A 24,930-nucleotide genomic window follows, 5' to 3' on the forward strand; every position below is an offset into this window, starting at 1 on the left:
ACAAAATTTAGTAAAACTCCACATGAAAACCCTCTCACTCCCGGTTAATCAGGGAAACAATTCAACAACTAAATTTAATACAAAAAAAGTTGATATTTATTCCTCTCAGAATTCGTAAGTGTAGACGAAAAAAACATCCGGCGATTCACCCCTCGTTATCCTTTTGTAGTGCGACATTCAGCCTAGAACGGGATAGGTCATCCCCCAATTTTATCAGTCAAAATAATTTGATCAAAAGTTCAGTGTTAATACTGAAGCCAAATTCCCGGCTCAATGAAATAATAAAGTTAGAACAAGGTTCATTAAGCAAGTTAACAGATGACTTGGCAATTTCTGAACTTGCTATGAAATAGGAACTGCGATCAAAATTAGTTTTTCAGTATTCAATGGAGAAATCAATGGCTCAACAATTAGATCTGACAAAAGAGCTTGTTCATCCGGACTCTGAAGTCCAAAGTGGTCTACACGGTGAAAATCATATTGACCCCCAAAACTTGAGATATTTTCTAGGTAAAGTTTATCTAGAAATGATCCGGCAAGATAAGTTTGCAGAATACTTATTTTTAAGAGACCTAAAACTCAAAGAAGAGACAAAATTACCGCGAATTCTTCAAGTTCTGCGATCCTTTATACCTTTACTTTGGTTAATTGTCATTGTAGTGGTTATTATTCCTTTAATTGGTCAAATTGTCATTGCTAAAGCGTTTCAAACTCCCGATTCTGTTTCTTCTGAGTCTACAACAACTTTAGTTCAGACAGCCGGAACTTATGCTTCTACAAATGAACCTCAAAAAATTAACTGGGATCGGGTAGATTATGAAATTAAACTTTCTATGAAAAAAGCTCATAAAGTCGCGGAAGACTACGCTGAAAAAGAGCTAGAGATTTGGAAAGAAAGTTTAGTTGAGCGAGTCGATAACAATTTTTTAAATTGGTACTTTGGTTACTTTAATCAAAAGCAATTAGAGTATCAAAGTTTATTTTCAGGTCTTTCTGGTGGTGTTAATCATTGGTTAAATCCAGATAGTCCAACTGCTGAAGAAAAAATTGCTGAATCCGTCACAATTAGCTTTCAAACTGAATTTGCTAAACGAGTTATTGTTCCTACTATTTCTCAACTCCGACTGGAGTCAATTACGGATAGAACTGCAAAAGTTTATATGAATGAGTTGAATACGAATATCAGTCAAATTCCAACTCAACTCAAGATTCCGAAAGGAGATTGGAATCGCTACTTAGAGGACACATCTATTAATTTTGCTGATGTAGAAGGAAAAATGCTTAATCTTCCTTTAAAAGAGTTGGTGACGGCTGGTGCTTATGTTGCAATTAAACCTATAATTCTTCCTCTCGTTCCAAAAGTTGGTAGTGCAGTTGTCGCCAAACTTGCGGGTAAAGCCGGAGCCAAACTTGCTGCTAAAACCGGTAAAGTTCTAGCCGGACAAATTGGAGGTACAATGCTGGACTGTACGGTTGGTGTGGGAATCTTAATTTGGGATATTTGGGAGACCAATCACACTGCTAATATCGAAAAACCTATTCTACGTCAAAACTTAGTCGAGTATCTAGACGTAGTAAAAGATTCAATCTTAACCAATCCAGAGCATGGAATTATGGGAATAATTGATCAGATAGATCGGAGTATCCTTGACAGCATTCAACTGGCGAGAAGTGTGTCGTACAACTATTTTGATTAGAGAAAAATGACCGGAAAAATGTCAAGAAAAATATTGTCTTTAATTTTAGCAACTTTGTTTCTTTGGAGTAGCATTTTTTCTAACTTTAGATCGGTTGCATTTGCTTCTCCAGTAGCTAATTCACCGATTCAACCTACACTAACTTCAGTATTTACTGAATATGAACCCAGTTCAGAAGATAATTGGTACGAGATCGATACTTATCTTACAGAAGCCATCCGAAATGCTTACAAAATCACTGAAGAATTTGCTACGTCAGAATTCGATGGATGGGTATCTGATTTAATGGAGAGTGTTGACGATGAATTTTTGGATTGGTACTTTAATTACTTTAACCAAAAAGCGATGGAGTTTGGTGTTCCGTTTGCTTGGTTAGCTTTTAAAGTAGATTTCCTTGATGTCCTGAAAAATCAGGATGAGAAGAATCTAAATGCTGAACAAGTAATTCAAAAACGGATGCTAGAAGATTTCAATCACCAGTTTCGAGAATTAGTGATGAATGAAAAGGCAGAACAAAAACTGAGTAAAATTATTGAAAGAATTGGTCGAACCTATTCTTCTGCTATTGGTTTCCAGTTTGCTGCAATTCAATTTCAATATCAAGTTCCTGAAAAAGATTGGCAAAGACATCTTCAGAGTATTTCTGAGATGGTTTTTGATACGGGAAACAGTAAGGGAGCTTTAGACTCGGCTAGCTTTAATAGTAATTTGTCTACAAAAGTTTTGGCTGCCACAACGGCTATTATTAGTAGCAAGCTAGCCTTCAAGTTTGCTGCAAAAGCTGGAGCTAAATTAGCTACCAAATTTGGAGCATCTGCTGCCATTAAAATGGGTGCAAACTTGATCGATCCGGCTCTAGCGATCGCATTTCTGGCGTGGGATTTTTGGGATTATCATCATATGGTTGCCGAGTCTTGTCCCGCTTTACGCAAGAATATTGAGGATTATTTGAATGAAATGAAATTCTCGATTTTAGAAAGCGATCCAGAAAATAGTATTATGGCTGCGATCGCAGAAGTTCAGACTCAGTTACTTCACAGCTTCCTGTCTAATCGAGCTGTTTAAAAGTCAATTAGCCGAGAACAGGAGAATTTCTCTACTCTCGGCTTTGATTGTATCAGTTTGTAGCTAAGTTAAAAAATGACGACTGATCTCGGTTCAAAGAAAAAGAAAAGGAAGACAAACCCGGCATCGGCTTCCCAGTTCTGGCTTTAACGCCTTGGAAACAGACTCTCAAACCAGTTTGTCTCACCCTGGCTCTAGATTTTAACTTTGCACTCGTACATCAATTACGGTGGCGTTGAAGTTGTAGTCTTTGCCTTCGAGTTCTACGGTGCTGCCGATTTTAATCTTAATATTACCTAAAACAGGCCCGGTATCTGTAATTTGACCATTTCCAACTAAGGTCATTAAAACATTGTTGCTGTAAGTATACTCAGCAGTGGGATCAGGTTGAGCTTTAACAGTACCATCAGGTTGAGCCACAGGGATGAGTCGGGGTAACACCTCGGCTTTTTTAATATTGACTTCTCCGTAGGGTTGGTTACGGATAATCAAATTTGTCTTTTCGTCTGCTTTGATCATGGCACTGGGGTCACGTCCCTTCAAGCCCAAAGCAATCACATCCACTTCTACAGGTTTCGTGGTGACGCCGACTTGAGCAACAGAACCAGATGTTCCGGGATAGAAAAATATTCCCACAATGACCAACAAAATGACCAAAGCAGCGCCAACATCCAAAATGCTGACTTTTCCAAACAGACGACCTTTAGAATCTAATATATTCATCAAAAAAGTAGCAGCTCCTTGTTGAGATCAGACACAACAGCAGTCGGGGAGCAGTAACCCACTATCTGTTGTCAGTTGTCAGTTACTATGTTACACGTTATGGGTTCCGGATAAATCTGAGAGATTTGCAAGTAAAAGGTCAAAATGGTAATAGAGGGTGACTCTCAATCGGATCTGGGCTGGCTGTCATACTCACGGAGTCAACTGAGTCTATGAAGCTCATCTACAGCACTTTTGTTCTGAAAATCAGAGTCTTACCCAATAGCTACGTCACCAATATCTGGTGCATCTATAAATTCCATGCGTTTTTACTCTCCCAACTCAAGATTCACCATCGAGTACCTCTCACTGCTTTCCTATGTTAATTCCCTCTATCTCTCAAGCTATTGATCGCCATCCGGTGACTACAAAGCCAGAAACACCTGTTGAAGAAGTGATTCAGTTGATGAGTCGTACAGGTGCAAGCTATGTGCTGATCATAGAGGAATCGGAAGCTGTGGGGTGTAATCCATCTCTTTTGGGAATCTTTACTGAGCATGATATCATTCAACTCAACTCTATTGGTGATTCTTTGAAGGGATTTCCGATTTCACAGATTATGATTCGCTCTGTGATTGCGGTTCACCTCTGTGAAATTCCAGATGTTTTTGCTTTAGCTTCTCTTTTAAATAAACATCAAGTGAATCATCTTCCCATTTTGGATGATTTGGGGGGATTGTTTGGTTTGATCACACCGCTTCATCTTTTGAGACTCGCTCAATCTAAAACAACAGAATCTTCCTCGAAAACAAATCATTCTGATCATTCATCACATTTTTCTCGTTCTTCAACAGATTCAAGTTCTCAGTATTCGATTAATTCTCCGACTTTAATTCCCGATCATTTAATTAAAATCAATCAAATTTCTGCTCATGCTACTCGTATTGTTCATGCACCTCATCAAGCTTCGGGAAGTGATCTAACCCAGTTGATGTTTCAATATAAAGTAAACTGTGTTGTCATTATAGAAACTGTATCTTCTAATCGAGAAACGACTTCTGATTTTACAGGAGAATCTCAATTTTCCCGGAAAAATACCAGTAAAATAAAAGGAATTGTAACCAGTCATGATCTTGTTCAAGTCCAAGCACTCGGGCTTGATCTGAGTCAAATCAAGGCGAGTATGATTTGTAATAAGCCTCCTCTGTTAGTGCGATTGCAGGCTTCGGTACAATCGGCTGTGAATTTAATGCAAAAATATTATAATCAACTCCCTTTAATTATTATCGATGAAAGTGGTTATCCGATTAATTTAATCTCGCCGCGAAACATTCTGCTCCAAATGCTTTGTCCGAAATTAATGCACTCGACTATTTTAAGTCTGCAAGGACAAGTTGATCAGATGAAAACAAAAGTTCAAACCTTATCTCATCAAGTTAAAACTCAAAAAAAATCGATAGAAGAACAGTCACAATCAATTTTATCCAGTGATCAAAATGGATTATGGGATTGGAATTTAAAAACACAATGGGTTTTCTATTCTCCTCGTTGGAAACAGATGTTGGGCTATCAAAATGCTGAAATTTCGTCTAAAATTGAAGAATGGTTTGGTCGAATTCATAGCAAAGATTTAAAAGCTGTTCATGCGACACTTAAAGAACATTTTGCTAAAAAAATAGATTCCTGTATTCTAGAATATCGGATGCGATGTCAAGATGGTCACTACATCTGGGTACTCTGTCAAGGACAGATTATTTGGGCGGAAAATGGAGAACCTCTGCGGATGATTGGGACTCATCTTGATATTACCTCTCGCAAGAAAATTCCGCCCCTCTCTCAAAACAATAATTCTCAACAGATTTTAAAAACAAATTTAAAAACCATACTATTTCAGCTTAATACTGAAGGAAACTTAACCTTTTTAAATCCAATCTGGACTCAACAAACAGGATGCTTAGTGTCTGAAAGTATAGGAACAGCATTGATTGAATATATCCATTCAGATGATCGGATACAACTCAGTTCTCTGTTTTCAGCAATTTTAAACGGGGAGATTGAAACGATTTTTCAGGAAGTTCGACTTAAAAATGCTTCTACTTCTTTAGAAGAAAATCAATCCTCATATCAACCCGTTATCCTCTCAGGCTGTGCAATTTTAAATTCCGAACATCAGCGAGTTGGAATTACTGGAACTCTTAACTCCAATGTTCCCAAAGTCGCTATTACTGAAGACCTTACTGAAAAGTTAAAAGTTATTCATCAACTCTATGAAATTGCAATAAATTCTAATGCTAATTTTGAATCTCGCATCAATCAATTATTAGTCATGGGATGCAATCGTTTTAGAATGGATATTGGTTTATTAGGTCGAGTTAGAGCTGATCGTTATGAAGTCATTTCAGCTTATTTATCCCAAGATTTTCCTTTCGGATTTACAAAAGGTGATACATTTTCTCTCGAACAAACCTTTGAAAAAGAAGCGTTACGCGCTGATGATGTTGTCTGTATTGAATCGATTAAAAATTCCCCCTGGAAAGAACACGAAGCTTATACCATTCGACGCTTAGAAGCTTATATTGGAACGCCAGTAAAAGTAGAAGGACGAGTGTATGGTACTCTTAGTTTTATGAGTCGGAAAGCCCGTTCTTCATTTCAGCCGATTGATTTAGAAATTTTAAAATTGATGGCGAGTTACATTGGAAGTGAAATTGCGCGTGAAAATTCTCAACAAGATTTACAGCGACAGAATCAATACTTATTATTAATGAAACAAATCACCCAAAAGGTGCGTTCTAAACTCGAAACACAGGAAATATTTCAAACCACCGCAACTCAAATCGGTCGTGTTTTTGGAGTAAATCGCTGTTCTATTTATACCTATATTTCTCAACCTTATCCCCATTTAGCTTGTGTGGCTGAATATTTAGAAATCAGCTATGAATCGACTTTAAATTTAGAAATTTCTGTGAATTATAACCCCTATATTGAAAGACTACTCTCTGAAGATAAAGCTGTTGTTTCACCCGATGTATTTGCTGATCCTTTGTTAGAATCATCCGCCCCCATGTGTCGGCGTATGGGATTAAAATCAATGTTGGCAATTCGTACCTCTTATAATAGTGAACCCAACGGAATTATTATGTTACATCAATGTGATAATTTACGACAGTGGACAGATGAAGAAGTTGAATTTTTAGAAGATGTTGCGAGTCAAGTCGGTTTAACACTGTTCCAAGCTAAATTGTTAGAATTTGAAGTCAAAAGTCGTCAGCAATTAGCCGATAAAAATAAAGCCTTAGAAGAAGCTAGACTCGCCGCAGAAATCGCCAGTCGTGCTAAAAGTGAATTCCTCGCAACCATGAGTCACGAGATTCGTACACCCATGAATGCAGTCATTGGGATGACAGGTTTACTTCTGGATATGAACTTAAATCCAGAACAACGAGATTTTGTAGAAACGATTCGCACCAGTGGAGATGCTTTACTCACGATTATTAATGATATTCTTGATTTTTCTAAAATTGAATCGGGTAAATTAGAACTCGAACATCAACCCTTTAAACTCCGAACTTGTATTGAAGAATCCTTAGATTTACTCTCGGCTAGAGCGTCTGAAAAAGGCTTAGAACTGGCTTATATTGTCGATCCCAATACACCGGAAGTTATGGTTGGAGATGTGACTCGCTTACGTCAAGTTTTAGTGAATTTACTCAGTAATGCGGTTAAATTTACCAATCAAGGTGAAGTGATTGTCTCCGTGACTTCTAGCTTAATTCAAGACTCTGCACAATCGTTAATATCTTCTGAAGAAAAGAATGAAAGTCAACCCTCAATCTCCCCTCCTATTTATGAAGTCCAATTTGCCGTTAAAGATACAGGAATTGGGATTCCTCCTGATCGAATGCACCGTTTATTTAAAGCTTTTTCTCAAGTGGATGCTTCTACCACTCGACAGTATGGAGGAACAGGTTTAGGATTAGCGATTAGCCAACGTTTAAGTGAAATGATGGGTGGAAAAATGTGGGTTGTGAGTTGGGTAAAACCGCTTGAAGAATCCTCAAACTCTCAATCTCTGATTTCTAGTATCACGGGAAATCCCCCTCCGTCTTTTGATATTCCTCGTTTAGATATTACCGGATCAATTTTCTACTTTACGATTAATTCATCCGCTATCGAAACCTCACTCTCTGATGAATTTGCGGATCAATTATTCACAGGTAAGCAAATTTTAATTGTCGAAAATCATGGCATCAATCAAACCGTTATCACTCGACAAGTCAAAGCTTGGGGAATGAAACCTCTCGTAGCCAAAACAGGAATTGATGCTCTAAAATGTATTCAGGAGAATCCAAACATAGATTTAGTGATTATTGGAATTAACTTACCCGATATTGATGAAATTGAACTCGCCCGTAAAATCCGGTTACTCGAAAAAGATTTAAGCCGAAATCATCCGGATAGGCAACCCGTTCATTTAGTTCTGTTTAACTATGCAAGTAATACTAATATTGTCAAACGGATTGAGCGCACGAATATTAACTGTGCCGGATTTGTCAATAAACCCCTAAAACAATCTCAGTTTTATAACACATTAGTTCAAATTTTTGCGGGAAATGAAATCATAGAACATTCATCATCCCTGAAGCTTACTGATGAGTCTGGGCCTCTTAATCCTCCTCAAAATCACGCTGCTTTACGCATTTTACTCGCTGAAGATAATGTCACTAATCAAAAAGTGGCAACAAAATTATTACAAAGATTAGGATATCGAGCGGATATTGCTGGAAATGGGGTGGAAGTATTAGATGCACTCAAACGACAACCCTATGATGTGGTTTTGATGGATGTTCAAATGCCTCAAATGGATGGTTTAGAAGCCTCTCGTCGTATTTGTAAAGAATATGGAGAGGGTTCTGATGGACGCCAGAAAAAACCTTGGATTATTGCCATGACAGCGAATGCTATGCGAGGCGATCGCGAAATGTGTTTGGAGGCAGGAATGGATGATTATGTCACTAAACCTGTTCGTCGAGAAGAACTCGCTCAAGCTTTAGCAAAATGTCAACCTTTGTATCCGCTCTCCCCGGAACATTTTCCCTTAGAAAAACACTCCTCTAATAACGGCTATTCATCACCGGAAATGACTAATACACCTAACGAACAACCCTTTTCTGATGTGCCTTCTATTGATGCTCAAGTCTTACAAACGCTAAGAGAATATGATGATGAAGATGATCCTTTTGTTGATATTTTAATTGAAACTTATCTCAATGAAGCCCCTCAACATTTAGGCGGAATTCGCTTGGCTGTTGAGTCTCAAGATGCAAAACTTCTGAAAGAATCTGCTCATACTCTCAAATCTAGTAGCGCTCAATTGGGTGCGATGAGATTTTCTCAAATCTGTAAAGAAATTGAACAAATGGGACGAATAGGAATGGAAACTAACTCCACAGAAATTGAATGTTTTGTTTCTGGCGCTGCGGCTCAAAGACTCTCAGAAGTTGAGACAGAATGGCAAAGAGTTGAAACAGGTTTACGTGAAGAAATCAAAGTAAAAGAGTAAAGAAAATATCGACAACGGAGAAAAATAGACAGATTGGGTCTGACGGTTTTCAAGTCTTTTGAGGTACAACTGCTATACACCGTTAAAAAGGTTCTTACTCAAAATACTTGATTGATCATATTGATTTGAGTTATAACTGAAATATCTGAGGGTTGATGAGTCAATATTCATGTCCATCTCATCTTCATTTTCAGGACAATTTTTAACGGTTCAAAAGTGCACCAAGGAGAAATTATGGCTAACTTAGAAGCCATTAGTTCAGTTGAAACCCCTGCAAATCAGGCGATGAGTCCAGACGATAAACTTCCCGGAATTTACCTTTTCCTCAAGATAGTTGAGTATCTGATCCTGGCAGCTTCTATTGGTACTGTTATCTTGTTATTTGCGCTAGGAGAAGATCGACTCCGCATCTATGCAGCAGTTTTTACCTCTCTATTCATTTTTCTGTTTCTCACCAATAGCCAATTGAGGCAGAATTATCAAAAAAGTGCAGTTGAGTCTAAGTTAGCTCAACATTCCGAACTATACAATTATATGTATACACCGGAAACAGACGGTCTCTCCTCAAATGCCTCCCTACAATTCTCGAGAAAAAAGGCATTAAAATATTCTATGGAGTTGATTGAAGATTACAAAAAAACCAGAGATAACTCCAGAAATATCTATTACGTTTCACAAATTGCTACGATTATTCTCTCAGGTGTGACACCGATTTTAGTCTTGCTAGAACGCTTAGATACGGGTTCAGGCTGGTTAAAGTGGCTTCCCGTGCTGTTTCCCGCATTAGCCTCCATTGTTACCAGTATCGTCACTTCTTTTCCCTTCCAAGAAACTTGGATCGCGGCTAATAAAACTGTTGAGTTATTAGAAGCAGAACAAGAGAAATTTATCTTAGGAATTACTCCGGCTTATCGTTGCTACGATATCAATGACCCTACCCAACGACAACAAATGCCGAAAAAAGCCATTGAAAACTTTATTAGTCTGGTCAACAATATTCATCTCAAGCAACTGCAACAGGGGGGTTCAGAGCAGTTAGAAACGGAGAAAAAAGAGGAAAATAAATCCGCTTCTCCAGTCGCTTAGTAAGTTATAGCTCACGTTTAACCCATTGACTCTGTATAGACGCCCTCTGAGGGCGTCTCTAACTATATGAAGAGGATTTGACTTGACATTTTAGATAAAATATGTATATGCTCAAATATATAAACTCATAACGAGTATGAGTTAACCAGCAAGGAAAAGAACGATGGCTAAACTTAAACAACGTCGCTCCGAAAACGAGAGCGGTAACTTTTACGTCGATCAAACCTGTATTGACTGCGATACCTGTCGCCCGATGGCGCCGGAGGTTTTTCGTCGAGCAGGTGAACAGTCAGCGGTGTATCATCAACCCAGTAACGAAACCGAACAATTACGAGCAATGCAGGCGTTGTTATCCTGTCCAACGGCTTCAATTGGTACGGTTGAAAAACCCGAAGATATTAAAAGTATACACCAAAGTTTCCCCATTTTAATCGCAGATAACGTTTATCATTGTGGCTACCATTCTGAAAGTTCGTTTGCTGCGGCGAGTTATTTTATTCAACGTCAAGACGGTAATATTCTCATCGACTCCCCTCGGTTTGCGCCGCCTTTAGTTAAACGTTTGGAAGAATTAGGCGGAATACGCTATCTCTATCTGACTCATCGGGATGATGTCGCCGATCATCAAAAATTTCGCGATCATTTTGGATGCGATCGCATTCTTCATGTCGATGATATTACCGCTAAAACCCAATCTGTAGAAATCCAACTTTCTGGTTTTGAAGATATTCAACTCGCACCCAATATATTAATGATTCCCGTTCCTGGACACAGTAAAGGTCATACGGTTTTATTGTACAATCACAAGTTTTTATTTACAGGCGATCATCTGGCTTGGTCAAGTCAATTAAACCAACTTTATGCTTTTCGTCGCTACTGTTGGTATTCATGGTCAGAGCAAATTAATTCAATGAAAAAATTAGCAAATTATGCGTTTGAGTGGGTGCTTCCCGGTCACGGTCATCGTCATCATACTAATAGTATCACGATGCAAAAACAAATGCAAGAATGCGTCAGTTGGATGCCTTAAAATTAGTTGGATAGGTTGCTGTAAGCGTATCTGATCACAACACTTAAACGCCTATTTTGACCTCACCCCTTCCCCTCTCCTAGAAGGCGAGGGGTTTTTGTATTCCAACCCATCACAACCCATAGACCCCAAAAATTAACTGTCGGATCGGTTAAACCCTATTTTTACCTGATCCCTTTCATACCTACGTGATCTTCACAAGTTTAAGAGTATTCTAAAATTTTTTATTTTTCAGTGGTTGTACGGATGACAGCGATAAATATTTAGCTTTAAACTAGACGCATAAGTTTAGTTAGGGGAAAAAGACAGGTTTGATCTGAAGGGGACAGCAAAATTAGTTTTGCTAAAAGACTGTATTTATTATCGTTACGTTGCCAGATTTTTATCGATTCAGAGTTCTTGTCTAAACAAGCAAAATTTGATGAATAAGAAAGACATTCATAACCTGATTGATGCTAATCAGAATCATTCATACTTTGGACGCTTATTGTATCATCGAGATCGCAAAAATAAGAAGGTCTTGCATTACTCAGTACAACTGAATGATACGGAGTCATTAGCTTGGGAACCTGTTCATAGCGATCGCCAAAAAGATCAAGGTGAAATAGACATTTGGAAAATTAACAAGCATTTTCACCCCGCTAAATACGTTCATCATTGGTCTAGAAATAAAATTATTCAGGCTTTACATATTTCTGTTGATGAGTTTCACAAAAATTGGCAGTATGAACTCTTTCGATTTAACTGTGAACACTGGGCGCGTTTAGTAACAACAGGTGATTGTCGCTGTTTCCAAATTCACGAATTTAAGAAATTGCAGAAAATCCCAGTGGCGGGTTTAGCTATCGTTGGTGTTGCCGGCTTTGTAACAGGTGCTTGGGAACATAATGGCTATCCACAAAAAGCAATTACTAAAGGTCTTTAGGTTGAGTTTTGTACAAGGTATATTTTGGAATTTAGAGGATCAATTCAGATGAATTATACAACAGCACCAAGTCAAGAAGTAGATATCAGTAAAAGTCTGGAATTGGCGATGAAAACTGCTATAAATTTACGCGGCAATGTCAATCTTTTAATAGCGGGTAAAACGGGTGTTGGTAAAAGTACCTTAATTAATGCTGTTTTCCATGAAAATCTAGCCGAAACAGGTCAAGGTAAACCTGTCACACCCACTACACGAGAGATTAAAAAAGAAGGTTTCCCCCTAACAATTTTTGATAGTAGAGGTTTGGAGGTTGCCAAGTACAAGGAAACAATTTGTGAATTAGAAAACCTCATAAAAGAACGTTGCAATCATTCAGATCCCAACCGCCATATTCATATTGCATGGGTGTGTATTTGTGAAGATATCAGACGGGTTGAAGATGCAGATCAAGAGCTTGTGGAAATGCTCAGTCGATATGTACCTGTTGTTGGTGTAATTACTAAAGCCAGAGCAGATAATGGCTTTCGAGCAGAGGTACAACAACAACTTTCTCTAGCTAAAAATGTAGTTCGTGTAAGAGCAATTTCTGAGCAGTTAGATGATGGTCATTTGCAACCCATTATGGGTTTAAAAGAATTGATTGATATAACTATGCAAATCGTTCCTGAGGGGCAAAGAAATGCAGTAGCAGCCGCTCAAAAAGTATCTCTTCGAGAAAAAGTCAAACGCTCTCATTTAATTGTAACTACCGCAGCAACGAGTGCTGCTGGTGTGGGTGCTGTTCCCATACCATTTTCTCATGCTGTAGCTTTAGTTCCTGTACAGATGACAATGTTAGCGAGTATCAGTGCAGTGTTCGGTTTAGACTTAAGCCAAGCATCTTTAGGAACACTCATCTCTAGTGTAATTGCTGGAGGAGGGGGTACACTGGGAGGTCATATGTTGCTCGGTGGTTTAGCGAAACTGATTCCGGGTGCAGGTAGCCTTGTCGGTGGAGTTTTAGCAGGAAGTACGGCTGCGTTGCTGACAACACTTTTTGGAGAAGCCTATATTGCTGCTTTATGCGCTATTTTTGGTGGACATCCTGATGCTCAACCGACACCACAGGAAGTTGCAGAAACTTTCAAGACAGAACTATCCAGAAATAATTTCCCTGTATTGTCCAAATAGCTAACTGTCGTCAATGAATGGGGTGTGTTACACGGAGCTAGCGCACCCAACACAGCACTAATTAAGTTTTTATACTTAGAAATTGAGATTTGTTTCAATTGTTGCTAGAACTTAACGCTTGTTCTTTCTCCTTAACATTGTCTATCTTGTAGGGATTTCCAAGCCTAATTTATTCGGTTAACCGCCTCCCAAAAGCTGTAACACAACTTGAAAAATTGTAAATATTCTTTGAGTGCAAATAAATATTGCAAGACCACACAATCCCTGTTATTTCCTTTATTATAAAAGAGTAGAGGATAAATATACACTTACAGAGACAGAGGTGACAAGATATGAATATTTTCCATGCACTTGCAGATATGATTGTTTATGTCTCCGAAGCAGCAGCTCGCATTTTTACACCTAGCGATAATATTTACCCAGTGATTGGTGTACAACCCTTTGAGGGCTTTATTTCTGGCAGTTCTGAATGGGAAGACTAATCTCAATACAAGTTAATTTCAGTGAGTTTTTCAATAGAGTCTAAGCAAATATAAGCCCTCAACCTACACGTTGTAGGAGAGGGTTTGATTGTTTTTTTAAAAAAGCTTGAATACAAAGTTTCATCAAAGTTTCATCCGAGATGACCCAATTCCCCCTAACCCAACAGTAGGGTTTTTTTTGCAGCTTCTTGACTATGTAGTATTTATGTACTGCAATAGATAAGCAGTAATTAAGCAAAGGTGAATGATGCGCCCTTATACAGACAGCGATCTAGATGCGATTGTTGGAATTACCATAATTTCACCGTTGAGAAATTTCTACACAATACCCAACATCCAGAGTTCAGTTCAGAGTTAAGCTTAATTGCGATTGGCTCCGCCAGTGACGCTACTGCGTCAATCGCCCCCGATGGTAAATTCGCCGCCTTTTGTGAATCTCGCATTCATACTGAAGATAACAAACGCAATGGACGTAACGAAGGCTGGATAGGGGTATTGGGAACCCGACGGGGATTTCGTCAGCAGGGGTTAGGACAAGCGATGTTATTAACCGCAATGCAACGTTTAAAAGCAAAAGGAATAGATACCGCACTTTTAGGGGTTGATGCTGAAAATCCATCCGGTGCGTTACGATTTTATGAATCAGTCGGTTTTGAGAAAGTTTACACCAATATTTCCTATGTTAAAAATTTGTAGGAAAAGTCAACTCAACCAGAAATTACGATCAGGGCTAAGTTTTAGCCCCTTTGTTGTGATGGAAATCGGGAATCTCTCCGAAAACAGCCAGAAATTTGACTAAATTTTTTTACAATTAAGATAGCAGTAATCCTCCTGCGGCTTTCTCCTTTAGACGGTTAAGTGGGATCAAATTAATAACTTAAGAAAAAATCCATGAATAAAGTTGGAATTAGTTATTTATTGTGGGCGGCTTGTTTTGTCACGCCATTTCATGGACTGCACCGTTTTTATAATGGCAAAATCGGAACAGGTGTGTTGTGGTTGTGTACCTTTGGTTTATTTGGGTTTGGGCAATTATTAGATTTATTTTTAATTCCAGGTATGGTGGAGGAACACAATGCCAAAATTAAAGCAAAATTAGGCGTTTCCAGTACGGGTGTACCTTTATATCCGTCGATTTCTACCGTTAGTTATAATATCACGCCAACTTCTCAAGAACAATACCGAGTCAAATTATTAAAAGCCGCCGCAAGCCGAGGCGGAAAACTCTCAGTAACACAAGGCGTTATGGCGACAGGAGCGAGTTTTGAGGAAGTAGAAAAGGTTCTCAATCAAATGCTCAAAAGTGGCTATGTGGGAATTGGCAATGATCCAGAGACAGGAATTATTTTGTATGACTTTTATGAATTATAGCTCAAATATTCGTTATTCTATTCCTGTAGTGGTTTTGCGTAAAAGGACGAACAATCATGTTTTTAGTAACCGGAGCAACAGGTGGACTTGGTAGCCGGATTGTACGCCGACTACGCCAACAAGAAAAAGAGGTTCGAGGATTTGTGCGGTTAACTTCTCGATATTCTGAATTGGAAAGTCGGGGAGCAAATATTTTTATCGGAGATTTAGAACGAGATAAGGATATTTCTAAGGCTTGTCAAGGGGTAAAATATGTGATTAGTTCCCATGGTTCGGGGGGTAAACCTCAAGCGGTTGAATATCGGGCTAATATTGAATTAATTGATGCGGCGAAGGAAGCAGGTGTCGAACATTTTGTCTTAACTTCTGTGTTAGGTGCTGATCGCGGTTATGAAGATTCACCTGTTTTTAAAGCCAAACGAGAGGTTGAAAAGTATCTACAAAATAGTGGTTTAAATTATACTATTTTACGTCCGTCTGCGTTTGCTTCGAGCTTATTACCTCTGGCTGAACGGTTCAAACAAACGGGAATTTATTTGTTAATTGGAGATCCTCAAAATCGGACTTCTGTTGTTAGTACGGATGATATTGCTCGTATTGCAATTGATTCGGTTTTTGTAGAAGCTGCAAAAAATAAAATCTTGTCTATTGGAGGGCCAGAAATTATTACTCGGGGAGATATTTCTCAGATTTTTAGCCGCATTTTTAACCGAGATCCGATTGTGATTAATCCGCCGTTGTTTGTATTTGATGGATTACGGAGTACAATTGGTGTATTAAATTCTGATGTTGAACGGAGTTTAGGAACATTACGAGTGTTACTCGGAAATGAGTTTTTCTGTACTCCTGAAGAAATCAACACTTTAGAAATGATGTTTGATATGAAGATGGAATCGTTAGAAAGTTTTATTCGTCGTTATTTGGGAGCGTAGTTGTTAGAATTTAACATTTTAGTTCAAGGGCTAATCTTTACGGTTAGCCTTTTTTGAGTTCTAGAAATGGGATTGATGGAGAATTAATGAAAGTTAGACTGATGTGGTATTTGGGTTGGGTTTTAATGGGTTCTGCTCTGCTTTTTCCCGCTTCTCAACGATTAGAAGTTCAGGCACAATTTATTGATAATCCTAAAAATTCTCCTAATAATATTACACAAACTCTCACCAAAGATGAACTTTATTTTGGATTATCTAAACAGCAAGGACAAGTCAGTGAAGCAGAATGGAAAGTTTTTTTAGAAGAAGTGATTACACCTCGGTTTCAAGCTGGACTCACCGTTATTGATGCAAATGGACAATACCTGAATGCTGCGGGAATTTTAACCCGAGAACAAACTAAACTGGTCATTTTAATTCACTCCGATACTCCCCAAGAAAAACAATTCATTCAAGAGATCATCACTCAATACAAACAAAGATTTAATCAAGAGTCTGTTTTGCGTGTAACCAGTTCAGTCGCTGTTTCTTTTTAAGTTCTTACTCTAGATTTAGTTTAACTTTAAAGCGCTCACCGGAACTTCATCCCAAGATTCAACCGTCCTCATTCTGGCGACCCAACCCTGTTGTTTTTGAGTGTCTGTCAAGTTATTCTCAAAAGATTCGTGACAGGCTTTGGCTTGTTCTTCGTCACAGCAAGCAATACAAGAATAAATTAATCCGGATGGATCAAGTTGTTCATTAATCCAAATTTTCATGGGTGACTCTCCCTTAAAACTCTATCGATTGATTTGAAAATTCAACCCTATCTATGTTATCATTATATTAGATTAGCGATTGGGAAGTTGTTGACTCATTTGAATCAAAGCTTCACCTGTCACCCGACAAATTCGCCATTCTTCGAGGAGAGATGCACCCATATATTTATAGAAATCAATTGCAGGTTGATTCCAATCTAAAACACTCCATTCAAAGCGTCCACAACCTCGCAACACCGCTAACTGAGCCACATAAACAATTAAAGCTTTACCAATACCCAGACCGCGATATTCAGGTAAAACAAATAAATCTTCTAAATAAATCCCCGGTTGTGTTAAAAAGGTAGAATAGTTATGGAAAAATAGAGCAAAACCAATTGCTTTTTCCTCAGACTCCGCTAGAACAACTTCAGCATAGGGATGTTCACCAAATAGATGTTGCTTCAACTCCTCAACACTACCACTGACCTGATCAGATAATTTTTCATATTCTGCTAAAGCTTTAATCAGATTAAAGATAGCTGGAACATCATCAGGTGTGGCAAAACGCAAAATAAAGTCTAAAGCCATAAAAGTAAAAAGGAGAAGGATAGATGCGAGCAAACTCATAAAATCTCTGCTCGAAAATTGTCAGTTATAGCGCTAGGGAACAGGGAACAGGGAACAGGGAACAGCGCTTGCCTTGCGGCCCGGCGCGGTTTCCATCAAGGAGCAACTTTGCAATCTTAGGGAACAGTAGACTGGGCGGGGTTTTAGGATTTAGAAATGACAATCATGTATTTGCGTAGTGCTATATCTGATCATCAATCAAAACAATCATTATACAATAAGAAGCAGATCAACACAGGAAAAATGAAGATTGACCCATGAAAAAACGTAGAGATTGATGAATCCCCTCGTTAATTTAATCCGCTACTTCTGTTTTTTGTCCGTTTCTAACCCTCTCCCCAATCCCAAATCTTACTTAATCCATCCTTTCAAGCGTTCGGCGACTTGGGGACGACGAAGTTTTCGCATGGCTTTAGCTTGAATTTGACGAACTCGTTCACGAGAGAGGCTACACATCCCGCTGACTTCATCTAAAGTATAGGGAACTCCAGTCGTTAAACCATAGCGCAGGGATAAAATATCTTGCTCTCGTTCATTTAAAACCGAACGCAACACTTCTAGCAACTCTTGTCGCATCATCAGTTCATTAATTTGCGACTCTGGTGAGAGACTTTCATAGTCTTCCAACAAATCCATTAATTCTGAGTTTTCCTCTGAACCAACTCGATGATTAAGAGATAGAGATTTGCGACGGACTTGTTCGAGGAGACGGAGTTGTTGGGGAGAAATAGATAAGGCTTCTGCGAGTTCATCTTCTGTTGGTTTTCGACGCAGAGAACGTCTTAAATCTTGATGAATTCCTTGTAATTTATTGAGTTGTTCAACCACATGAACCGGAAGGCGAACAGTCCGTCCTTGGTTGGCAATTGTGCGGGTAATTCCCTGACGAATCCACCAATAGGCATAGGTTGAGAATTTATATCCTTTATCGGGATCAAATTTTTCTGTCGCTCGATTTAAACCTAATGCGCCTTCTTGAATCAAATCTAAAAACGGAACACCTCTATTAAGATAACGTTTGGCAATAGAAACGACCAATCGCAAATTCGAGCTAATCATTTTCTGCTTGGCAATTATACCTTGCTGAAACTGGTGGTTCAGTTCGGCTTCACTCAAGCCCGTCGCCGTTGCTAATTCTGAAGATTGCGGACATCTTCCGAGTTCATGGGTTAATTCTTCTTCTAACTCCTTAAACGTCACTAACGCTTTAATCTGTCGAGCGAGTTCGATTTCCTCATTTGCTTTCAAAAGAGGATAACGAGCCATTCGTTTGAATAATGCCCCGACAGCATCATCCATTTTCGTTAAATTCTCTGCCGTCGGAATAGTTGCAGTCTCTAAGTTCATGGGAAAATTCTCCCTTTTGAGGTTGGCTTTGCTGAACGTTGTAGCGTCACTGCGTCATTTAAGCGCAGGATTTTAGCATTTGAGTTCACGGCATATTCTGACATTATAATCAAATTTTCTCATCTCTTCAATGTACCGATGTTACAATTGATCTCACGATTGATTTCAGAGTTTGAGTGAATTGAATTTAAACTTGTGAAAGTAAAATTGAGCTAAGTTTACACAATGTCATCTTAAGATTTGATGAACTGTTACTAATGAGACTGATTAACTTACACCGATCTGAAATGCAGCACGGTCAAGATTCAGGTGAATTTGGCTTTACGGTTTTGTCTGCAAATATTTCTCGCTGTTTACCTCAGTTGAAAATTGGGTTGATCGCAAACCCCAAAACCCGGTTTATTCTAGAAACAGGATTTTTAATCTCCACAATGTTCGCAATTCTCCAGATATTCTAATGATCGCGATCGCCAAAGTCAACCCTCTAGTTTTTCCAAGATCCGAATCAAATCAATTTTCTCAACCACATAAACCCCATTGATATTATTTTTAGAAAATACAACTTTAGCTTGAGTAAAACACAACATAGGAATCACCCATTTGACTTGTTTGAGTCGCGCTACCTCCGACGCTTGACCCCTCACCTTGCTTAATAAATCACCCTCATAAAAATCATAAATATTATCCCCTTTAGCCCGTTTTAACTGATTATTTTCTCTAACGATTCTCCCCCGGTGAGACTTGACATCAATCACATACCAATTTCCCCGAGGTGAACATAAAACAACATCCGCATCACCCCAACGTTTCAACGGAAGATTATATTCAACTTGCCAATTTTTAGCCGTTAAAATCCGCAAAATAACCGCAACTTCCTGTTCCGCTTTTGCACCTTGTAAAGCTTGTTCGGAACGTCTCATCCAATATTCACCTTTTTTCCAATAATAATAAGCCGCAACTCCTCCAGCGACACCCAAGAATAACCCAACATCCGATATTTTAAAGACTAAAAAGATTAACCCAACGCCGACTAAAAAAAATAACCCAATCCCATAAAAACCCATCGCCTTTTGACGACGATCTAAACTCATTTGACGAACAAATTCCCCGGCTTTTTTATTCTGGCTATGCTTTGTCATCGGTTAATCTCTCAATCAGAAATCGTTCTATTTTTGAAATCCTAGCGTCTTATGATGTTATAATCAACCTTAATCGTGAAATCCAGATAATTAGTTTCAATGATGCCAGATCCGCTTCAAATTGTGAAAACGAAAAGACCGATTGCTGTTGACTTATTTGCCGGATCGGGAGGAATGACACTCGGCTTTGAACAGGCGGGTTTTGACGTTCTTGCTGCTGTTGAAATTGATCCCATTCATTGTGCAGTTCACCAATACAATTTTCCACTTTGGTCAGTGTTTTGTGAAGATATTAGCAAACTTTCTAGTGATAAAATTAGAATTTATTCTAGTATTAAAAATCAAGACATAGATGTGGTTTTTGGAGGGCCACCCTGTCAAGGATTTTCACTGATGGGTAAACGGTTATTAGAAGATCCGCGAAATTTGTTAGTCTTTCATTTTGTGCGAATTGTTGCTGAACTAAAACCCAAATTTTTTGTATTTGAAAATGTCAAAGGAATGGCATCAGGAAAGCATCAGAACTTTATTCAAGAATTGATTAATAAATTTGAATATTATGGTTATCAAGTGCAGCAACCCTATCAAGTTTTAAATGCAGCTTATTATGGTGTTCCTCAGAAGCGGGAACGATTATTTTTACTCGGATGTCGGGAAGATTTAGCCTTACCCAATTATCCTGAACCGACTTTTCAACCGCCCTATTCTCAAGTTGCAAAACGTTATTCTCACCTTCCTCCAACCCCCACAGTTAGAGAAGCCTTACAAGATTTACCTAAAATCGAGAATTATCCCGAATTAACACAACAAGATTGGGCAGATGTTTGTTTTGATAAACCGAGTTTTTATGGTAAGATATTGAGAGGAATTGCTAAAAATGTTAATGATTATTCTTATCCTCGTCAATACAATTCTCGACGACTCACCTCTAGTTTAAGAACCGAACACAGCATAGAATCTATCGAAAGATTCGCTGCAACACCTCCCGGAAAAACCGAACCCATTAGCCGTTTTCATAAACTTGATCCTGATGGTTTATGTAATACCTTAAGGGCGGGAACTCCGAGTAGTCGAGGGGCTTATACTTCTCCTCGTCCCATTCATCCTTTTATCCCTCGATGTATTACCGTCAGAGAAGCCGCTAGACTCCATTCTTACCCAGATTGGTTTAGATTTCATGTGACAAAATGGCATGGTTGTCGCCAAATTGGTAACTCTGTTCCGCCTTTACTCGCCCAAGCTGTCGCGGCTGAAATGATTAAATTATTGAAGATTCAACCCAAAAAACCCGAAAATAAAATTAAACTCGGAGATGAAGAATTACTGCGGTTTGATATGTCAAAAGCTGCACAGTATTATGGTGTAGATCCTCATATAATTGCACCGAGAACTCGTAGAATCAATCAAGTTGCGACGATACCTTAGAACTCCTATTTTTTGATGATATTAAGCCCCATTTGGGGCAATTTAAAATTTATCCAAATCCAACACAATCAACCCATTAACTTTTTAACGGTAAGAAAATCGTCATCACTTTACCCTGTTGAGATCGTTGTCGCACGACTAATTTACCGCCAAGCGCTTCAAATAGATTTTTTGTAACCGCCATATTTAGACTTAACGCACCCGTTTCTGGCTGAAACATTAACAACCGTCCAATCGACTTCAGAGAAGACTTTGTTGCTGTTCCAAATGGACAAGGTTGCTGAGATTTAGATTGAGATTCTAGTTGTAATTTCAACTGATGTCCAGCCAAACGAACTTCCACCTGAATATGACTTCCCGAAGGTAAACTGCGAGTAAAATTTTCAATCACACCCGTCAAAACTTGATCCAACATCGTCGGGTCACTGACAACATGAGGTAACTTTTGAGGTAAATTAACTTCTAGAGTATGATTGCGTTGAGTTGCTTGTTTTTGCCAACGCGGAAGACTACTTTGTAAGATATCTCCAAGCGACATCGGCGTGAGTTGAACAGAGGGTTTTTGAGTTTTGTTGTCCGAGGCTTGTTTAGTTTGAGATAGTTCTAACTCAACCGCTCGAAAAATCAGGTTAAACCGATCAATTTGTGTGGTACATTCATGATCGATCATCTCTAACCGTTTCCGAACAATTTCCGGATCGAATTTTTGACGCTTTAACAATAATCGAGTTAACGTGCGAATCGTTGCCAGGGGTGTCCGAACTTCATGGGAGATGGCTTGGATCAACTCCACTTGAGAAGCATCCAAACTGCCATCAGCAGCGGTTTGAGAGTGGGGTAAATGACCATTAGAATGCTGAGGGCCAGAGACATTGACAAAGACTTCCTGAGACTGAGATTTAGGTTGGGAAGCCGGGTTTAGCATTCTCATGGTTTCCCGGGGTTTTTCGGAGTCTAAAGGCAAATTCTCTAATAGTAAACGAGAGAATTGCATCACAGTTTTGTAGTTTGGATCAACAAGGGGAAATTGTTCGATCCAACGGTCAAGTACCTTCACCGGATCAGGTAATTGATCAGAAGATTGACCTTCGGCTTGAGAACGAATAGATCGCGATCGCCGTCGTAACAATTCTAATGCTTGTTCAACCACATCCGGATCAAAAGAAAATTGAAACGCAGGACAACCTTTTGCATCTTCTCCCAAAACCATAACCAAACTAAACCGAGAAGTTAAAACAATACAAAACGGTTCATTCGCTTGAGGATCATCGCGCAATAAGGGAAACGCAAAAGTTGGGGGAACTGAAGTCTCAAAATCCTTAGAAGTAGATGGAAGTAAAGATAATCTTTGTCGAGTCGGTATGGAAAACTCTTCCCAATCCGGTATTTGGGGAACAAAAACTTGAGTCGCAAAATTCAACGCTAAGGCGGGATGGACTAAAACCGGAGAAGGCCCAGAAAGGACTAATCCCTGACAAGTAGAAGGGTGACTCACAGGAGGCGTTGTCAACTGAGGTGGGGGTCTATCCTCCGTTAGCGTCTCTCGTCCTGTGGCGTGAGTCAAGTCTTTTTTCCTAACTTCAGAACAAGAAGTACGTGATCGTTCCTGGCCTTGTTGGATGATCAATTGTCTGAGGAGTTGATGAATAGCTTTGATCGCCCCACACCACTCCCGTTCGGCTTTGAGTTGTTGTTTGCTGGCATAATAAACAGTGTAAGGACTAGAGCCACCAGAGGGGACTGTATTTTGATAGAAATCTAGAGAACTTTCTAACCCTTGACGCGCTAAAATTTCACTAATGGTTGGTAGAAGCTGGTTCACGGTCATTTCCTGCCTTTGACTTTAAAAACTGCAAAAACTTTATCGTTAACTTAACTCAGTTCCAGCCTACCCAATATAAACTTTTAATTTTTAATATAGAAGTTGGAAGACTGAACCTTCGACACTATTTTTTAATATTCTTAGCATCCTCTCTGACTCTCAGGATATCTAGATCGAGACGACTTGGAGATTCGTAGAACCGAACCAATTAGTCGCAATCACCGCTTTTACAGTCAACAGTGACCAATAACCAGTGACCAGTCAACTGTTTTTTCCTGATCTGACGACCTCCCCATCTCTCCATCTCCCATAGTCTGATACAAAATAGTAGGAACATACTGTTAACGTTGCTTCAAAATTATGCCCACTTTGCTCACCGATCTCAAAAATGTACTGGCTGATTTAATTAAACGCTATCGTTCTCAGGTCGATTATTTAGCAATTCGAGTCGAAGAAGCTGAAGAAACGGATATTTTACTCAGAGGCGATCGCATTGAAACCCTCAGTGAAGGACTTTCAATTGGGGGACAAGTTCGCGCCTGTCATAAAGGGGGATGGGGTTTTGCCAGTTTTAATCGACTTGAAGGACTAGAAGAACGCATTTCTGAGGCGATCACTGCGGCGAAACTCATCGGTGAGGAAGAAACCCTACTGGCACCGATTCCGATTGTACAAGAAACTCGGATTTTACCCTTAACTGGAACCGATCCCCGTCAAGTTCCTCTGGCGCAAAAAAAAGAACTCTGCGATCGCTATGGCCATATTTTACGAAGTGTTGATTCCCGAATTACCACGATTTCAGTTCGTTACAATGACAGCACTCAACGCATTCTTCTGGCGACTTCTGAAGGAACATTCCTCGAACAAGCTTGGGTAGATATGGAAATGCGCTTCGCTGCGACAGCCCGCAATGGGGAAACCGTACAAACGGGACGGGAAACCACCGGATCACGTCGAGCCTATGAAGATTTAACTCTCCTCGATGATCAAGTTCAGAGTGCAGCACAACGGGCGGTAAATTCCCTAGATCTTCCTCCCGTTAAAGGAAATACTTACACTGTAGTTATTGATCCGATTTTAACGGGTTTATTTGTTCACGAAGCGTTTGGTCATCTTTCGGAAGCGGATATGACCTATGAAAATCCAGATTTATTGGAAGTAATGACTTTAGGGCGGCAGTTTGGGCCGAAAAACCTACAAATTTTTGATGGGGCGGAACCTCCTGGACACCGGGGAAGCTATTTTTACGATGATGAAGGAACACCAGGAACAACAACGCAATTAATCAAAGATGGGGCGTTAGTAGGTCGTCTACACTCTCGGGAAACGGCTGGAAAGTTAGGAGAAGTGCCGACTGGAAATGCTCGCTGTTTAAATTATCATTATCCACCTTTGGTTCGCATGACAAATACTTGGATCGAACGGGGAGATACTGCGGTTGAGGATTTATTCAGTGAAGTCAAGCAAGGGGTTTATGCGCGAAATTGGTTGGGGGGAATGACGAATGGTGAGATGTTTACGTTTAGTGCGGGTGAAGCTTGGATGATTCGCAATGGTAAGCTCGCTGAACCTGTGCGAGATGTGACGTTATCAGGAAATGTGTTTACGACTTTAGCTGATATTGAAGCGATTGGAAATGATTTTTATTGGGATGAATCTGGCGGTTGTGGAAAAGGCGGACAAAATGGTTTACCAGTCGGTTGTGGCGGGCCAAGTTTGAGAATTCGGAATGTGGTTGTCGGAGGCGAAGTTTCCTAATCTCTTGTTGTGAGATTTTCTATCCGTTCAAAAAGATATCGGAATTCCT

General features: G+C 39.3%; 21 protein-coding genes. 15 read left to right on the forward strand and 6 right to left on the reverse strand.

Going from position 1 to position 24,930, the window contains the following annotated elements; genetic code table 11:
* Window positions 1-398: 398 nt before the first annotated feature.
* The gene (locus tag L8106_RS25490; RefSeq protein WP_009787408.1) at window positions 399-1,697 is read left to right on the forward strand and encodes a hypothetical protein; all 1,299 of its coding nucleotides are present in this window, start codon (window positions 399-401) and stop codon (window positions 1,695-1,697) included.
* An 18-nt stretch (window positions 1,698-1,715) separates the two neighbouring features.
* Window positions 1,716-2,762 (forward strand): hypothetical protein, encoded by a 1,047-nt coding sequence (locus tag L8106_RS25495; protein WP_156803828.1) that lies wholly within the window; start codon window positions 1,716-1,718, stop codon window positions 2,760-2,762.
* 201 nt (window positions 2,763-2,963) lie between these two features.
* On the opposite strand, the gene L8106_RS25500 is transcribed toward L8106_RS25495, so the two are convergent.
* Window positions 2,964-3,485, reverse strand: a complete 522-nt coding sequence (locus L8106_RS25500) for a DUF4330 domain-containing protein (protein ID WP_009787410.1) — start codon at window positions 3,483-3,485, stop codon at window positions 2,964-2,966.
* Between the two features lie 358 nt (window positions 3,486-3,843).
* Here L8106_RS25500 and L8106_RS25505 point away from each other — a divergent pair, with 358 nt between their 5' ends.
* The 10 genes from L8106_RS25505 to L8106_RS25550 all read left to right on the forward strand — a co-directional run bounded on the left by L8106_RS25505 (window position 3,844) and on the right by L8106_RS25550 (window position 16,559).
* Window positions 3,844-9,027: a response regulator gene (locus tag L8106_RS25505; RefSeq protein WP_009787411.1), complete on the forward strand. Its 5,184-nt coding sequence runs from the start codon at window positions 3,844-3,846 to the stop codon at window positions 9,025-9,027.
* Window positions 9,028-9,261: 234 nt separating this feature from the next.
* The gene (locus L8106_RS25510) at window positions 9,262-10,113 is read left to right on the forward strand and encodes a DUF4231 domain-containing protein (RefSeq protein ID WP_009787412.1); all 852 of its coding nucleotides are present in this window, start codon (window positions 9,262-9,264) and stop codon (window positions 10,111-10,113) included.
* A gap of 163 nt (window positions 10,114-10,276) precedes the next feature.
* A complete protein-coding gene (locus tag L8106_RS25515) occupies window positions 10,277-11,143 on the forward strand; it encodes an MBL fold metallo-hydrolase (protein WP_009787413.1) in 867 nt (288 codons plus the stop codon).
* 421 nt (window positions 11,144-11,564) lie between these two features.
* Window positions 11,565-12,068 (forward strand): hypothetical protein, encoded by a 504-nt coding sequence (locus tag L8106_RS25520; protein WP_009787414.1) that lies wholly within the window; start codon window positions 11,565-11,567, stop codon window positions 12,066-12,068.
* A gap of 48 nt (window positions 12,069-12,116) precedes the next feature.
* On the forward strand, window positions 12,117-13,238 hold the full coding sequence (locus tag L8106_RS25525) for a YcjF family protein (RefSeq protein WP_009787415.1): 1,122 nt from the start codon (window positions 12,117-12,119) through the stop codon (window positions 13,236-13,238).
* Between the two features lie 332 nt (window positions 13,239-13,570).
* The gene (locus L8106_RS25530; RefSeq protein WP_009787416.1) at window positions 13,571-13,720 is read left to right on the forward strand and encodes a hypothetical protein; all 150 of its coding nucleotides are present in this window, start codon (window positions 13,571-13,573) and stop codon (window positions 13,718-13,720) included.
* 240 nt (window positions 13,721-13,960) lie between these two features.
* A complete protein-coding gene (locus tag L8106_RS25535) occupies window positions 13,961-14,416 on the forward strand; it encodes an N-acetyltransferase (protein WP_009787417.1) in 456 nt (151 codons plus the stop codon).
* 195 nt (window positions 14,417-14,611) lie between these two features.
* Window positions 14,612-15,091, forward strand: coding sequence for a TM2 domain-containing protein (locus L8106_RS25540; RefSeq protein ID WP_009787418.1), 480 nt, complete (start codon window positions 14,612-14,614; stop codon window positions 15,089-15,091).
* A 56-nt stretch (window positions 15,092-15,147) separates the two neighbouring features.
* Entirely contained in the window at window positions 15,148-16,023 is an 876-nt protein-coding gene (locus L8106_RS25545; RefSeq protein ID WP_009787419.1) for an SDR family oxidoreductase, read from the forward strand.
* Between the two features lie 86 nt (window positions 16,024-16,109).
* Window positions 16,110-16,559, forward strand: a complete 450-nt coding sequence (locus L8106_RS25550) for a DUF3574 domain-containing protein (RefSeq protein WP_009787420.1) — start codon at window positions 16,110-16,112, stop codon at window positions 16,557-16,559.
* Window positions 16,560-16,574: 15 nt separating this feature from the next.
* Here the strand turns inward: L8106_RS25550 and L8106_RS25555 are convergent, their stop codons facing one another.
* The 3 genes from L8106_RS25555 to L8106_RS25565 all read right to left on the reverse strand — a co-directional run bounded on the left by L8106_RS25555 (window position 16,575) and on the right by L8106_RS25565 (window position 18,737).
* Window positions 16,575-16,781 (reverse strand): hypothetical protein, encoded by a 207-nt coding sequence (locus L8106_RS25555; RefSeq protein ID WP_009787421.1) that lies wholly within the window; start codon window positions 16,779-16,781, stop codon window positions 16,575-16,577.
* A 72-nt stretch (window positions 16,782-16,853) separates the two neighbouring features.
* Window positions 16,854-17,351, reverse strand: coding sequence for a GNAT family N-acetyltransferase (locus tag L8106_RS25560; protein WP_009787422.1), 498 nt, complete (start codon window positions 17,349-17,351; stop codon window positions 16,854-16,856).
* A gap of 390 nt (window positions 17,352-17,741) precedes the next feature.
* The gene (locus tag L8106_RS25565; protein WP_009787423.1) at window positions 17,742-18,737 is read right to left on the reverse strand and encodes a sigma-70 family RNA polymerase sigma factor; all 996 of its coding nucleotides are present in this window, start codon (window positions 18,735-18,737) and stop codon (window positions 17,742-17,744) included.
* 257 nt (window positions 18,738-18,994) lie between these two features.
* On the opposite strand from L8106_RS25565, the gene L8106_RS25570 reads away from it, so the two are divergent.
* A complete protein-coding gene (locus L8106_RS25570; protein ID WP_009787424.1) occupies window positions 18,995-19,195 on the forward strand; it encodes a hypothetical protein in 201 nt (66 codons plus the stop codon).
* Window positions 19,196-19,213: 18 nt separating this feature from the next.
* Here L8106_RS25570 and L8106_RS25575 read toward each other — a convergent pair whose 3' ends face one another.
* Window positions 19,214-19,876 (reverse strand): nuclease-related domain-containing protein, encoded by a 663-nt coding sequence (locus L8106_RS25575; RefSeq protein ID WP_009787425.1) that lies wholly within the window; start codon window positions 19,874-19,876, stop codon window positions 19,214-19,216.
* Window positions 19,877-19,975: 99 nt separating this feature from the next.
* Between L8106_RS25575 and L8106_RS25580 the strand changes: the two genes are divergently transcribed.
* Entirely contained in the window at window positions 19,976-21,301 is a 1,326-nt protein-coding gene (locus tag L8106_RS25580) for a DNA cytosine methyltransferase (RefSeq protein ID WP_009787426.1), read from the forward strand.
* A 76-nt stretch (window positions 21,302-21,377) separates the two neighbouring features.
* Here L8106_RS25580 and L8106_RS25585 read toward each other — a convergent pair whose 3' ends face one another.
* On the reverse strand, window positions 21,378-23,129 hold the full coding sequence (locus L8106_RS25585) for a HAMP domain-containing sensor histidine kinase (protein WP_039897251.1): 1,752 nt from the start codon (window positions 23,127-23,129) through the stop codon (window positions 21,378-21,380).
* Window positions 23,130-23,483: 354 nt separating this feature from the next.
* Between L8106_RS25585 and L8106_RS25590 the strand changes: the two genes are divergently transcribed.
* Window positions 23,484-24,881 (forward strand): TldD/PmbA family protein, encoded by a 1,398-nt coding sequence (locus tag L8106_RS25590; RefSeq protein WP_009787428.1) that lies wholly within the window; start codon window positions 23,484-23,486, stop codon window positions 24,879-24,881.
* Window positions 24,882-24,930 lie beyond the last annotated feature (49 nt).

The organism is Lyngbya sp. PCC 8106, assembly GCF_000169095.1.
Classification (GTDB): Bacteria; Cyanobacteriota; Cyanobacteriia; order Cyanobacteriales; family Microcoleaceae; genus Capilliphycus.